The sequence below is a fragment of the Saccharopolyspora sp. NPDC045941 genome, from assembly GCF_056431445.1.
Genome location: NZ_JBWKKU010000047.1, coordinates 41,853 through 55,861, shown reverse-complemented (window position 1 = coordinate 55,861; position 14,009 = coordinate 41,853). Strand labels below are relative to the sequence as shown.

Genomic DNA, 14,009 nt, shown 5'->3' with positions numbered 1-14,009 from the left:
CGAGGTTGATGTGTCCCATGAGGATGGTCGAATCGTGCCGGTGATCAAGGTGCGGCTGCACGCAGCGCGGGGAGGAGTTGGCGCTGCGCGAAGTCGAAGAACCCGGACGGGTCGGCATCGATGTCGATCTGGACCAGCGCGATGTCGGTGAAGCCGGCCTCCCAGAAAGCCGCCGCGGACTCGACGATCGGAGCGACCTCGGGACCGCACGGGATGCTGGCCGTGATGTCCTCGGGGCGCACGAACTGGGTGGCGGCGGCGAACGCGGCCGGGCCGGGCAGCTCGGCGTTGACCTTCCACCCCCCGGCGAACCAGCGGAACTGCTCCCAGGCGCGCGCGGCGGCGGCATCGCGGTCGGGCCCCCACGCGACCGGGACCTGCCCGATCTTGCGGGACGCTCCGTTCGGTGCGGCGGAATCCCATTCCTGGCACAGCCGGCTGCTCGGTTCGACGGCGATCATCGCATCGGACAGCGGCGCGAACTGCTGGATCGACTGCGTACCCGAGATCGCGGTGGCCACCGGAACCCGCTGCGACGGCAGGTCCCACAGCTTGGCCGAATCGACCCGGTAGTGCGTACCGGCGTGGTTGACGTAACCGCCGTCGAAGAGTGCGCCGATGATGTGCAGTGCCTCGGCGAGCATCTCGTGCCGCACGTTGGCCGGTGGCCAGCCGCGGCCGACGATGTGCTCGTTGAGGTTCTCCCCCGCGCCGACGCCGAGCGTGAACCGGTTGTCGGACAACAATCCGACGGTGGCGCTCTTCTGCGCGACTACCGCCGGGTGGTAGCGGATGATCGGCGCGGTCACGAAGGTCATCAACTCGACCCGCTCGGTGGCCTGCGTGATCGCCCCGAGAACGCTCCAGGCGTACGGCGAATGGCCCTGCTCGTCCAGCCAGGGGAAGTAGTGGTCGCTGATCACCTCGAAGTCGAAGCCCGCGCGCTCAGCCGCCGCGGAATGCGCAACCAGTTCCCGAGGCCCGGACTGCTCGGTCAACAGCGTGCATCCGAATCGCACCATGCCACCCAGGCTGGCACGCCACCCCGGTATGTGCGTGTCGACCACATTCATCCACTGTGGATAAGAGATTTTCGGCCGTGATGAAGTGCGGTATGCGTTGCAGGCCGCCAGGTCGTCCTGGACCTGCCTCATCGAGGTCGAGCTTGAGGTGGCGGGTTGGCTGGCCGGAGCTCACGTTCGGCACGAGTTTCACAACTTCCCGAACGGGAAAGTCAAGAGATGAAAGTCGTTTCCCCACTAAGAGAAGGCGAGCCGTGAGTATCTCGTTGAACCGGGTCCACCTGACGCACCGGCTCGGCGCCGCCGTGCTCGGCGCCGCGCTCTTGGTAGTCGGAGTGTTGCAGCTTCCGTGGACGCCTGGATACGCCATTCCTGGGCTGACAATGAGCAGCGCGGTTTCGCTGAGCACGTTTGTTGCGGGTTTGATCCTGATCAGCTCAGCCCTGTGGGGAAGCCGGGTCGCCTCGTCGGTCAGCACGGTCCTCGGTGCCGTGTTCCTCCTCGGCGGCATCATCCACCTGGCCTTGTTGCACACATCTTGGAACGTGCTCGACTTCGCGCTCTCCACCGCCCTGTTCTGCATTATCGCTGGATTGCTGATGCTTCTGCTCGGGTTCTACGGGCGCGTTTCGGGCGGGCTCCCGCCGGACAACCCGTACCGCCGGGAACATCCGGTCCGCACCGACCGCCCCGATCCCGACGAGCAACTCAGAGCTGATCGAGCCGATGAGCGAGAACAGCGACTGATCGACGCTGAAGTCTCCGTGGCAGAAGGCACCGCCAGCCCGGAACAAGCCCGGGCAGTCCAGCAGGAACGAGCCCGCAAGCAAGCCCAAGACCAGCACCGGACGCGCCGCGGCGACGACAGCCAGTAGCCCGGCACCCACTTGGCTCGACCCCGCTGCGGGATCACCGGTCAGCTTGTGGGAACCCGGAAGCCGCAGCGGGAACAACCAGAACGAACGTCACGATCTGCGGCACCAACGTCGCTTCGACCCCGCGTGCGGGCTCACCGGCCTACGCGCCGCTGACCAGGGGCAGCGGAGGCACGGGAAATGTCCGTGCTGGCCACTACGCAGCCCTCCACCACCTCACCGGCCGACGCGGCCGGATCGGCGCGATCGAGGCCGGCCACCTGGCGCACGGCCGCCTCGACGTCCGCCCTTCCGTGAACGTCCAGCAGCACCTCGAACGCGGCTGCGGCCGCGGCCGGAGCGAGGCCGGCCGCCACCTCCGCCAGGTTGCGGACCTGCGCCAGCAGTTCCGGATCCGGCACCGTCCCGCGTGGTTGCCTGCCATGCCTCATACCTGTCCCATCGGCAGTGAGGCCGCCCCTACTTGAGCCCGCGCGTGGGGGAACGAGCCATGACGACAGCGTCACCGCTGATTGCGGATGCCGAGTCGGCGCGAACATCGTGGCCTCCACCGGGGCTTGCGGTCAGGCGCTCGCAGCCCTGGCGGCCGGCGCGGCATCGACGGGTTCGGCCGGGGCGGCCTGTCGACGCAGTCGGGCCAAGGTGCCGGCAAGGAGCCTGGAGACGTGCATCTGGGAGATGCCGATCTGCTGGGCGATCTGGGTTTGAGTCATGCCCTTGAAAAATCGCATGAGCAGGATGCGCTGCTCGCGCTCGGGGAGTTGGGCCAGCAATGGACGTAGCGTTTCGCGGTCGTCGACCTCGGCGAGTTCCTCGTCGTCGACGCCCACAGCATCGGCCAGCGGGATGTCGTCGGTGATCAGCTCGTCCAGCGAGGAACTGCGGTAGGCATTACCGGCTTCCAGGCCTTCAAGGACCTCATCGAGACCGAGGTCGAGATGGCGGGCCAACTCGCTGGGCGTTGGGGCCCGCCCCAGCTCCTGGGTCAACGCGGATATCCCGCCCGAGACAGCCAGGTGCAGTTCCTGCAGCCTGCGCGGCATGCGCACCGACCACCCGGTGTCGCGGAAGTGCCGTCGTACCTCGCCGGTGATCGTGGGCACCGCGAAGGAAAGGAAGCTGATCCCGCGGCCGGGGTCGAATCGGTCGACGGCATGGATCAGACCGACGGTGGCGACCTGGACGAGATCTTCGTAGGACTCGCCTCGCTGACGAAACCTCTGAGCGATGTGCTCGGCGACCGGCAGGTGACCGGTAACCAACTCGTCGCGCACCGCAGCGTACCCCGGATCATTTCTGTCCAATGTGGACATTTTGATGAATAGCGGGAACAGCGCGTCGTACTCACCTCGGCCGGCCTCGGGCTTGGTATCGCTCACCCGGTGTCCACCTCCTTGGTCATCTCGATGCGCACGAGCGGCCTGCAATGCGCAGGCCGCAAGACCTCGCTGGTCACCGAGTCCGCAAGCGCGGTGAGCAGCCGCCAACTCAACGTTGCGGTGCTCGGCCCGACCGGATGTGCACTGGTCACCTCGGCGGTGACCGCCATCCGGCAGTCATCACTGCTGAATCGGCACACCAACGGTTCTTCGGGATCCGCGAGCTTGACCAGCGACGCGCAGGCCTCTTCCACCGCCAAACGGACGTCAGCGATCGCGTCCACGTCGAAATCCGCACGCATCGCGATATCGGCGGCCACCACTCGCATCACCGTCAACGAGCCCGGCCGGGCCGCAGCCCGCACCTCCACCACACTGGAGGTCGTCGCGGTCCCGCCCGAATGGACGGGCTGCCATGACACGCTCATCTGGCACGCTCCATCGGGTTCCACATGTTGTTCACAGCCGCTGCCCTACCCAGCGCCGCCCACCACCAAACAAACGACATTCGCCCACCCGAGGCCGGCAGGTGGCCGGCTCAAGGCCGTCCCGCAATCCGGCGCGAAGCGGCTTGCACACGCCCGGGACCACCAACACCAACGGAAGTACAAGCGCAGCAACGGGAAATTCGACCTCGCCGGCAGGGACAGCGACAAGCACACCGTCGCCGCAAGCCCAGATCCAGCTCGGCGAATCGTGGGGTGGTCACGGTATCCAGGTCGCCGGTCGCACCGACCACGACGATGTGGCGGCTGGGACGCCGCACCCAGAAACGCGTCGTCGGCTCTGTGCGGGCCGGAGCGGCCGTGTCGCCAAGACCGGCGGTCATCGCCTGCTCAGGGACGGGGAAAGTCGTGGTCATGCCGCTGCACCTCCTGATGAGGGCAGCCAGCGAAGAAGAACAAGGCTGATCCGGCGCAACGACATCGATGCCTGTCACTCCAACAGGCAGACCCCGAAGGAACCAACGCGAACACTCCAACTGGCTGTCGCATTTCCTCGTGCGGTCTCCTCTCGGCCAGCAGTCCCAGCCGAGGCCTCCAACCCTAACGTCCGCACACCCTCCCAGCCAGCACCGTGCTCACTCCTGGAACAGGGCCAACGCTGCTGCTCCACGGGACGGAACTCAACCACCGGGCCCACAAGTCCCTCGCGACACTTTCCTTTCGCTGGTCAGTGGGCGCTGGAGGATCAGATATCGCCGCCGCGAATGCGTGCTCGCGTCACTGGTGGGCGCGTGGCGTGGCTGTGCGCAGGCGCACGCTGGCTTCGAGGAGCAGGGCGTGCACGAAGGCTTGGGGTAGGTTGCCGCGGAGTTGCCGTTGGCTGACGTCGTACTCCTCGGAGAACAGGCCGGGAGGCCCGCAGGCGGCTCGGTTGCGTTCGAACCAGCGCAGTGCGGCGATGTCGTTGCCTTGGTGATGTTCGGCGATGGCCATGATGAATCCGCACAGCAGGAACGCGCCTTCGTCTTCACCCAGCGGGCGCGCGGCGTGGCGGAAGCGGTAGACGTAGCCGTCCTCGGTGAGGTCCTCGCGCACCGCGTCGAGGGTCGCTGCGGTCCGTGGGTCGTGGTGTGCAAGTGCGCCGCGTACCGGTGGCAGCAGGAGGGCCGCGTCCGGTCCGGTGAGGCTTGGGCTGCGCTGCCAGTAGCCGTTGCGGTGCAGGCAGCGTCGTGACGTTTCGGCGAGGATCGCATCGGCGAGGCTCAGCTTCGCGGCTGCGTCACTGCTGCGTGGGGCGACCAGAGCCGCCGCGCGCAGGCCGGCGACGCAGGCCAGCCTCGAATGCGTCCACCAGTCGTCGTGCAGCTCCCACAAGCCTGCTTCGGGCTGCTGCCAGCAGTGTTCCACCGCGGAGACGGCCACTTGCAGGGCGTGGTATCCGTTTTCGTCGAGACGGTGGAGACGGGCGGCTTCGGAGAGGAGCTGGAGCGCTTCGCCGAACGAGTCGAGCTGGAACTGGCGGGTCACCCAGTTCCCGCGGACGACGGTCTGCCCACCCGGGTAGCCTGTCAAGGGCAGGTGCTGTTCGTCGGGGATCACCCCGCCGTCGATGGTGTAGGCGGGGCGGAGCTTGTCGCCATCGGCCAGGATGCGCGCGGTGGTGAACGACACCGCATCGTCGAGGATGCCGATCTCGCCGGCGGTTGCCGCTGCGATCCCGGCGTAGCATTGATCGCGGATCCACGTGTAGCGGTAGTCGTAGTTGCGGCCCTGCTCGGCGCGTTCGGGTAGCGACATCGTGGCTGCGGCGACCATTCCGCCGCCGGGCATGGTCAACCCGCGCAACACGGTATAGGCGTGCTGCGCGTCCCGAGGTGCGACGAGGTCGCTGAATTCGGGGATCTCCTGGTTCCACGTGGCTTCGGTGTCGCGCCACGCGCGTGTGGGTTCGACGGGGTTTCCGAGCTGTGCGCGGGAGATTTCGAGCGCGAGATCGTGTTGGCCCCCGGCGGGTACCGCGAGATCAAACCGCAGTACCCCGTCGTCGCCGACCACCGCCTCGGTGGCACCGGACCAACGCACCCACAGCCCGCCGCTGCGCATGGTCCAGCGGCCGGAGTCATCCAGCGCGAGATCCCGGGCGGGATGCTCGCCGAACCCGGCGCGGACGTCGAGTTCGACCCGCAGTCGGGCCGCGCGATCGACGGCCTCGACCCGCCTCAACAACACCGCCCGGTCCCGGTCGCCAGGCCGGGCCAGGGCCTCCCGGCATTCGACTATCGTCGACGTGGTCACCCACCGGTTGCGCCAGATCAGCGAACGGGGCTCGTAGCAGCCACCCCACACGAAGGGGTCCACGGGCTCGACCACGTACTGACCCGCGCCACCCAGCAATGTTGAGAACACGGCGTCGTCGTGCCACAGCGGCGCGCACATCCACGCGATGTCGCCGCGGGGCCCGCACACCGCGCCGCGGTAGCCGTCAGCGAGAACGGCGTACTCGCGGAGCACGTGGGGCTGGAAGGACGCCTTACCGGCCACCGGTGATCTGCTTCCTGCGGCGCGCCAGCACACCTGCGGCGGTCGCCGCCAGCGCAGTGGTCACGGCGGCGAGCACGCCGTGGTGTTGCGATGCCCAGAGTTGAGCGCTGCGCGGGTGCGCTTGCTGCTCGAAAACGCCGTGGGCACCGAAGTCCCGTTGGCCTGCTTCGTCGGCGGGCTCCCACAGGTTGTCCGCCCGGTGGGGGTCGTGCACGCGCTCGTTCTGCTGGGCGGCGTAGCCGCTGCGGGCGAGGTAGCGGTCCAGGACGCCGGGGGCGATCGCGTTGGCGATCAGCGTGCCGACGGTGCTGCCGCCTACCCAGTACTCGCGGCGTCGTGGGTGGTCGGCCGCGTGGACCACGGCGCTGGCGGCGACTTCCGGCTGGTAGATCGGCGGCATCGGTTGGGGGTGCTGCGGCAGCCGGGACCGCACCCACGAGAACTGCGGGGTGTTGACCGCGGGCAGCTGCACCATCGTGACCCGGACGTTGCTGCGGTCGTGCATCAGCTCGCTGCGCAGCGACTCGTGGAAACCCTGGATGGCGTGCTTGGCGCCGCAGTAGGCCGACTGCAGCGGCACACCCCGGTAGGCCAGGGCGGAACCGACGTGGACGATGACGCCCCGGTCGCGTGGTCTCATCCGGCGCAACGCGGCCATGGTCCCGTGGACGAAGCCGAGGTAGGTGACCTCGGTGACCCTGCGGAACTCCTCGGGGCCGATGTCGTCGAACCGGGCGAACACGGTGCTGAACGCGGTGTTGATCCACGTGTCGATCGGCCCCAGCTCTGCCTCGATGCGCTCGGCAGCCGCGTCGACCTGCTCGTGATCGGCGACGTCGCAGGGCAACACCAACGGTGTGCCTCCACCGTCGCGCACCTCGCGCGCGGCGGCGTCCAGACCTGCGCGCCCTCGGGCGAGAAGCGCCACCTTGGCCCCACGCCGCCCGTAGGCACGCGCGAGTGCACGGCCGACCCCGCCGCTGGCGCCGGTGACCACCACGACCTGCGACACGCCCGTCACCTCCCCGCCTGCGATGACGGTGGCATTCCGGACCGCAGCAGCTCGGCGAGGTGCAGGGGCTGCCGAGTCGGTTCGGCGTGCGTGATCTGGGTGCGGCAGCTGAACCCGTCGGCGACGACCGCGGTGGTCGGGTCCGCCGCCCGGACGGCGGGGAGCAGGACTCGTTCGGCACAGGCCATCGACACGTCGTAGTGGCCCCGTTCGAACCCGAAGTTCCCGGCGAGGCCGCAACATCCGGAGTCGAGGACGTCGATGTCGGCGCCGGCCTGGCGCAGGATCTCGGTGTCGGCGTCATATCCGAGGATCGCGTGCTGGTGGCAGTGTTCCTGAACGATGACCTGACCGCCGACCTGCGGTGGCCGCCAGTCCGCGGCGGCGTGTTGCCGCAACGCCTCGGCGAGGGTGAGGAACTGGTTCCGCAACCGCTGTGCGTCCTCGTCGTGCGGGAGCAGCTCCCGGCTGTCGGCCCGCAACACCGCGCCGCACGAGGGTTCAAGTCCCACGATCGGTGTGCCGGCCTCCAGCCACGGGCGCAGCACGCGCAGCGTGCGTTGCAGGACCCGTTTCGCCACGCCGAGCTGACCGGTCGATATCCAGGTCAGCCCGCAGCACAGCGGTTGCGTCGGCACCGCGACCCGCATTCCCGCGGCCTCCAGGACGTCCACAGCGGCACGGGCGATGCGCGGGTCGAAGTGGTTGGTGAACGTGTCCGGCCACAGCAGCACCGTGTCCCGGTCGCCTGGCTGCGGAGAGGCTGAGCCGCCGCGGTGGCGGTACTGGCGTTGGAAGCTGACGGGGGCGAAACGCGGCGGTGTGCGCTGCGGCGTGATGCCGCCGAGCCATTTGGCTGCCGGGCCGAGTACCGGTGCCCGCAGTGCGGCGTTGACCGCACGCGGCGCCAGCTGCGCGAACTGGGCTGCCACCGGGAGCCAGCCCAGGGAGTAGTGGGAGGCCGGGCGTAGGCGGTGGCGGTAGTGGTGAGCGAGGAATTCCGCCTTGTAGGTGGCCATGTCGACACCGACCGGGCAGTCGGACTTGCAGCCCTTGCAGGCCAGGCACAGATCCAGCGCGTCGCGGACGGCGGTGGAGCGCCAGCCGTGACGAACCGGGGTGTCCTGGTGACCCTGCAGCATCTCGAACAGCAGCCGGGCGCGGCCGCGCGTGGAATGCTCCTCCTCCCCCGTCACCATGTAGGACGGGCACATCACGCCACCCGTGCTGCGGCGGCAGTTGCCGACCCCGACGCAGCGGGACGCCGCCTGCGCGAAGCTGCCGCCGTCGTCGGGAAAACCGAGGAACGTGGCGGGCGCCGCCGGGTGGAAGTCGGCCCCCAGCCGGAGGTTCTGGTCGACGCGGTACGGGTGCACGATCTTGCCCGGGTTCATCCGGTTGCGAGGGTCGAAGGCTTCTTTGACCTCCTCGAACGCGGTCACGATCGTCGGGCCGAACATGCGCTGAAGCAGTTCGCCCCGGGCCTGGCCGTCTCCGTGCTCGCCGGAGAGTGATCCGCCGTAGGAGGTGACGAGGTCAGCGGCGCTGTGGAGGAATTCCCGGAAGGTGCGCACACCGGGTCCGGTTTTGAGGCGGAAGGGCATCCGGATGTGCACGCACCCGTGTCCGAAGTGGCCATACAGCGCGGGACGCTCATATCCGTACTCGGCGAACAACGCCAGCAGGTCGCGCAGGTAATCGCCCAACCGATGCGGCGGCACGGCCGAGTCCTCCCAGCCTTCCCAGCTTTCGGGCATGTCCGGCGGGTGGGCAGTGACACCCAGCCCCGCCTCGCGTGCCTTGAGCATCTGCTGTTCCTTCTCGGGTTCCTCGGAGATCGCGACGTCGTCGTCGGACTCGGATTTGCCCAGGGCGCGCAGCAACGAGCGCAGCTGGCCGTCGGCGTCCTCGGTGGTGTCGCCGCCGAACTGGACCATCAGCCAGCTGTTGCCTTCAGGCAGCATCGCCACGGAGTCGAGGAACTGCCCTTCCTCCTTCATGAAGTGCACCAGTTCGCCGCCGATGGCCTCCAGCTGCATCGGCCGGCAGTGCGCGAGGATGTCGGGGACGGCGTCGGCGGCCGCGGTGATGTCCGGGTAGCCGAGTGCGAGCATGGCGAACGCGGGAACCACCGGGACCAGGTCGATCTCGGCGTGCAGCACGGTGGCCAGGGTGCCCTCGCTGCCCACGAGCAGTCCTGCCAGGTCGACGTGCTCGCCGAGGAGGCAGTCGAGGTTGTAGCCCGAGACCCGCCGTGGGATATCGGGAAATCGTGCGCGGATCTCGTCGCCGTAGCGGTCGCGGACATCCCGCAACCGCGCATACAAGCTACCCAGCGCGCCGCCTTCGTCGATCCGGGCACTGATCTCGTCCTCAGTGGACTTGCCGACCCACGTGCGGCAGCCCTCGTAGGTCAGGATCTCCAGCTGCGACACGTTGTCGACGGTCTTTCCGTAGCGTTGGGCGCTGGCCCCGCAGGAGTTGTTGCCGATCATCCCGCCGAGCGTGCAATGGCTGTGGGTGGCCGGTTTCGGGCCGAAGGTGAGACCGTGTTCGGCGAGTTGCCGGTTGAGGTCGTCCAGGGCGATACCGGGTTCGACGACGCAGGTACGTGCCCGGGGGTCGACGGACGCCAGCCGGTTGCAGTACTTGCTCCAGTCGAGCACGACCGCGGTGTTCGTGCACTGGCCGCCGAGGCTGGTGCCGCCACCGCGGGAGAGCACGGGCACGTCATGCTCCCGGCATACGGCGACCGCGCGCACCCCGGCCTCGATGCTGCGCGGCAGGACCACTCCGATGGGGACCTGGCGGTAGTTCGAGGCGTCCGTCGAATACGCCCCGCGGCTGCCGGCGTCGAACCGGACCTCACCGTCGACCTCCCGACGCAGATCCGCCTGGAGAGCCGCGTGGGAGGCACGAGACCGTCGTAGGTCCGTCGTCGTCATCGTCCGGCTCCTTTCACCCGACCCGGAAACGTTCTGCGTCGGCGTCCTTGAAGGTCATGCCGTGTCCCGCACAGGAGAGATCGGCTCGGACCTCGCCTCCGCCGGGGTCCAGTCCCCCGTCGAACAGCAGCGTTTCGATGCGCTCGTGGTCGTGGAACCATTCCAGGTGCCGGATGTTCGGCGTGGCCAGCGCGACGTGGGCGCTGAGGTTCGGGGCGCAGTGCCCGGAGATCTCCCGGTTGCGCGCGGCGGCCAGCGCCGCGACGCGCAGCCATTCCCCGACACCACCGCAGCGCGTCATGTCGACCTGCAGGCAGTCCACCGCCTCCGCGTCGAGCATCGCGGCGAAATACGGCAGCTGGTAGCCGTACTCGCCCGCGGTCACATCCGCACCGACCGCATCCCGCACCCGGCGCAGCCCACTGAGGTCGTCGCTGGACACCGGCTCCTCGAACCACACCACACGACGTGCATCGAGCTCGTGTCCCACCCGCACCGCCTGAGCCGGCGTGTAGGCACCGTTGGCGTCGGCGTACAGCTCGACCTGCGACCCGATTACCTTGCGGGCCAGGTCGATCCGGTCGAGGTCGCGATCGACCGCGCAACCCCACCGCTCCCCGATCTTGATCTTCACCGCCGGCAGGCCGAGGTGGCCTACCCAGCGTTCCAGCTGTTCGGAAAGCTGGCGGTCGTCGTAGGTGGTGAAGCCGCCGCTGCCGTAGACGGCAACGAATTCCCGCGCTCGCCCGAGCAGCCGGCACAGCGGGAGCCCCACCGTACGTGCGGCGGCGTCCCACAGCGCGATGTCCACTGCGGACATCGCGCACGACACCAGACCAGGGCGCCCGAGGTTGCGGATCGCGCGCTGCATCGACTGCCACGCCGCCGGCACGTCGAGCCCGTCACCGCCTTCGACCGCGGCAGCGAGCACACCGTGCACCAGGTCGACGCACGCGGCGTCGGCGTAGGTCCACCCCAGCCCGACCTCACCGCCGACGTCGGCGCGCACCACGACGAGGGTCGTCCCCGACCACGCCAGCGTTCCATCTGCTTCCGGGCGGTCGGTCGGCACTCGATACGCACTCGCCCGCAACCGTCCGATTCGCGCACCTGAGGTGCTCACCTGCGGTCACGCTTTCCCGGCAGGAACTCCTGCACCTTGGCCTTCACGCCCTCCCGGACCACCGACCATGCCTCCGGATCGCCCTTGAGCAGCGAGCTGGTGACCTTCTCCATCTGGTCCAGGTCGGCCCGCGGCGGAATCGGCGGGACCGACGGGTCCGTGACGAACTCCAAGACATGGGGACGGTCGGCCGCCAACGCCTGCCGCCACGCGTCGGCCACCTGGCCGGGATCGTCGATCTTGGTACTGCGCAGACCGAGATCTTCGGCCACGGCGGCGTAGCCGATGTCGGGCAACCGCTGGGACGGGACGAACTGCGGGGCACCGCTCATCGCACGCAGCTCCCAGGTGACCTGGTTGAGGTCGCCGTTGTTGAGCACCGCGATGATGACCCGCGGGTCCGCCCACTCCTGCCAGTAGTGCCCGATGGTGATCAGCTCGTTGAGGCCGTTCATCTGCATCGCGCCGTCACCGACGAGCGCGATGACCGGCCGGTCCGGGTGGGCGAACTTGGCCCCGGTGGCATACGGCGCACCCGGGCCCATCGTCGCCAGCGTGCCCGACAGCGAGGCCCGCATCCCACGGCGGATCTTGAGGTGGCGGGCGTACCAGTTGGCCGCCGAGCCGGAGTCCGAGGTCAGGATGACGTTGTCGGGCAGTTGCGGGGAGAGCTCGTGGAAGACCCGTTCGGGGTTGAGGGGTTCGGCGTCCACGTGGGCGCGGCGGTCCATGACCTCCCACCAGTCGCGCACGTTCTGCTCGACGGTCTCCCGCCAGGAGCGGTCCTCCTTGCGGCTCAGCAGCGGTGCCAGCGCCTGCAGCGTATGCCGGGCGTCGCCGAGGAGGTTGACCTCGAACGGGTAGCGCATGCCGATGCGGTTCGCGTCGATGTCGATCTGCACCCCGCGCGCCTGGCCGAATTCCGGCAGGAACTGGCTGTACGGGAAACTGGACCCGATCATCAACAGCGTGTCGCAATCACGCATGAGCTGATACGACGGCTTGGTCCCGAGCAGGCCCGCGGCGCCGGTGACGAACGGCAGGTCGTCGGGCAGCACGTCCTTGCCCAGCAGTGCTTTGGCGACCCCGGCACCGAGCTGGTCGGCGACCGCGATCACCTCGTCTGCGGCGTCCCGCGCACCCTGGCCGATCATGATCGCGACCCGTTCGCCGGCGTTGAGGATCTCGGCCGCGGCACGCAACCCGTCCTCATCCGGCAGCACGGAGGCCCCGGAGATCCCCTTGCTGGAGGGGACCATCTTGAACTCGTGCCGGGGCGGTGAGTACTCCAGCGTCTGCACGTCACCGGGGATGATGACCGCGGTGACCGTCTGCCGCGCCTGGGCGGTGCGCATGGCCCGGTCCAGCACGTTGGGCAGCTGTTCGGGCACCATCACCATCTCGAGGTACTCGGAAGCGACGTCCTTGTAGAGCGCCATCAGGTCGATTTCCTGCTGGTAGGACCCACCCATGGCGCTGCGCGCCGTCTGGCCGATCAGCGCGACCACCGGCACCCCATCGAGCTTGGCGTCGTAGAGACCGTTGAGCAGATGGATCGCGCCCGGACCGGACGTGGCCACGCACACCCCGACACGACCGGAGAACTTCGCGTAACCGACCGCCTCGAACGCGGCCAGCTCCTCGTGCCGCGACTGCACGAAGCGAGGCCGGTTCTCCGCCCGCTCCCACGCCGCCAGCAAACCGTTGATCCCGTCACCGGCATAGGAAAAGACGTGTTCGACGCCCCATTCCCGCAGTCGGCGAAGGACGAAATCCGCCACCAGTTCCGACACTACCGCACCTCCTCGCATCCGCCGCGCCGCCAAAACCTGTTGGCGGCGGCTTGCCTGGCCCTACCCAGAAGCGCGCCCCGGCTAACGCGGTGAGCCGCCTGGGCGCACATCGACGGAGTTCGCGCCGACCGCGCGGCTCACCGCACAGAGCGCTTGGCGCACGACAGCGTTGCCCCGCACGATGAGCCGCGTGTCGTTGACAGCGGCGTGTTTCCTGGCCGTACCCAGCAGCCTCACCCCGGACTCGCTCATCGACGACACGTCGCTGAGGTCGAGCACCACGGTCCGCACGCAGGAACGCAGCCGATACTTTGACCAAGTCCCAGAGGCGGGGGATCTCGGTCTCGCTGAGATCCCCCGTGAAGCGCAGCACCACCACGTCACGGCAGGGCCGTGTGGTCGTCACGCGGAAGGGTTCGCGGCCGCTGGCCGACATGAGCCGTTCAGCCTCGCTGCACGGCCATGGTCACGCCGACGGCTCCGAGCACGACCACGATCGCACCGCTGATCACGTTGCTGATCACGACCGGGGCGGTGGAGACGGCGCCGTTCATGACCCACTGCGAGATGATCATCCAAATGCCGAGCAGCGGGCACAGCCAGGACATGCCGTGCAGCCGGCCGAAGGCCGAGGCGTACCCAAGACCCAGCCCGGCCACCGTCAGCCCGATCACCAGGTTGTTGACGGCGAGTGCCGCCGAGCCCGCGAACCCGACGATCCACGGCGACAGGGCGACGTACAACCCGGCCAGCACGATCAGACCGTCCACGATCTGGGCGGTCGACGTTGCCGCGGCTTCCTCGTAGCGATGCCGCAACCCCGCGAGATCCGTCCGCCGGGCGAGAGGAATTTGTTGACTCGTCATGATGCAC

12 protein-coding genes are annotated in these 14,009 nt (G+C 68.6%); 1 reads left to right on the top strand and 11 read right to left on the bottom strand.

The annotated features are described in order from the left end of the window. Positions 1-44 precede the first annotated feature (44 nt). Complete coding sequence (locus AC07FN_RS31185; RefSeq protein WP_478398850.1) at positions 45-1,019, bottom strand: TIGR03557 family F420-dependent LLM class oxidoreductase; 975 nt, start codon at positions 1,017-1,019, stop codon at positions 45-47. Positions 1,020-1,288: 269 nt separating this feature from the next. Between AC07FN_RS31185 and AC07FN_RS31180 the strand changes: the two genes are divergently transcribed. After that, positions 1,289-1,897, top strand: a complete 609-nt coding sequence (locus AC07FN_RS31180; protein ID WP_478398824.1) for a DUF4383 domain-containing protein — start codon at positions 1,289-1,291, stop codon at positions 1,895-1,897. Between the two features lie 134 nt (positions 1,898-2,031). Here AC07FN_RS31180 and AC07FN_RS31175 read toward each other — a convergent pair whose 3' ends face one another. The 10 genes from AC07FN_RS31175 to AC07FN_RS31130 form a co-directional block, all read right to left on the bottom strand. Further along, positions 2,032-2,298, bottom strand: coding sequence for a hypothetical protein (locus tag AC07FN_RS31175; RefSeq protein WP_478398823.1), 267 nt, complete (start codon positions 2,296-2,298; stop codon positions 2,032-2,034). 162 nt (positions 2,299-2,460) lie between these two features. Next, on the bottom strand, positions 2,461-3,276 hold the full coding sequence (locus AC07FN_RS31170) for an RNA polymerase sigma factor SigF (RefSeq protein WP_478398822.1): 816 nt from the start codon (positions 3,274-3,276) through the stop codon (positions 2,461-2,463). Further along, positions 3,273-3,704 (bottom strand): ATP-binding protein, encoded by a 432-nt coding sequence (locus AC07FN_RS31165; protein ID WP_478398821.1) that lies wholly within the window; start codon positions 3,702-3,704, stop codon positions 3,273-3,275. Before AC07FN_RS31165 ends, AC07FN_RS31170 begins: the two co-directional genes overlap by 4 nt. A 795-nt stretch (positions 3,705-4,499) precedes the next feature. After that, positions 4,500-6,263, bottom strand: coding sequence for a glycoside hydrolase family 15 protein (locus tag AC07FN_RS31160; protein ID WP_478398820.1), 1,764 nt, complete (start codon positions 6,261-6,263; stop codon positions 4,500-4,502). Next, complete coding sequence (locus AC07FN_RS31155) at positions 6,253-7,275, bottom strand: SDR family oxidoreductase (protein WP_478398819.1); 1,023 nt, start codon at positions 7,273-7,275, stop codon at positions 6,253-6,255. The genes AC07FN_RS31160 and AC07FN_RS31155 overlap by 11 nt, the downstream gene beginning before the upstream one ends. 5 nt (positions 7,276-7,280) lie before the next feature. Continuing rightward, positions 7,281-10,220 carry an FAD-binding and (Fe-S)-binding domain-containing protein gene (locus AC07FN_RS31150; protein WP_478398818.1) on the bottom strand — a complete coding sequence of 980 codons (2,940 nt, stop codon included), beginning with the start codon at positions 10,218-10,220 and terminating at the stop codon, positions 7,281-7,283. A 13-nt stretch (positions 10,221-10,233) separates the two neighbouring features. Then, positions 10,234-11,292: an enolase C-terminal domain-like protein gene (locus AC07FN_RS31145; protein WP_478398817.1), complete on the bottom strand. Its 1,059-nt coding sequence runs from the start codon at positions 11,290-11,292 to the stop codon at positions 10,234-10,236. Between the two features lie 47 nt (positions 11,293-11,339). Continuing rightward, positions 11,340-13,136 (bottom strand): thiamine pyrophosphate-requiring protein, encoded by a 1,797-nt coding sequence (locus AC07FN_RS31140; RefSeq protein ID WP_478398816.1) that lies wholly within the window; start codon positions 13,134-13,136, stop codon positions 11,340-11,342. Positions 13,137-13,217: 81 nt separating this feature from the next. Further along, positions 13,218-13,415: an STAS domain-containing protein gene (locus AC07FN_RS31135; protein ID WP_478398849.1), complete on the bottom strand. Its 198-nt coding sequence runs from the start codon at positions 13,413-13,415 to the stop codon at positions 13,218-13,220. A 164-nt stretch (positions 13,416-13,579) separates the two neighbouring features. Then, positions 13,580-14,002: an SPW repeat protein gene (locus AC07FN_RS31130; RefSeq protein WP_478398815.1), complete on the bottom strand. Its 423-nt coding sequence runs from the start codon at positions 14,000-14,002 to the stop codon at positions 13,580-13,582. Between the last annotated feature and the right edge of the window lie 7 nt (positions 14,003-14,009).

Bases quoted from the DNA above. Each gene is read 5' to 3' on its own strand.
- AC07FN_RS31130 (WP_478398815.1), bottom strand. From the start codon at position 14,002: ATGACGAGTCAACAAATTCCTCTCGCCCGGCGGACGGATCTCGCGGGG.
- AC07FN_RS31165 (WP_478398821.1), bottom strand. From the start codon at position 3,704: ATGAGCGTGTCATGGCAGCCCGTCCATTCGGGCGGGACCGCGACGACC.
- AC07FN_RS31150 (WP_478398818.1), bottom strand. From the start codon at position 10,220: ATGACGACGACGGACCTACGACGGTCTCGTGCCTCCCACGCGGCTCTC.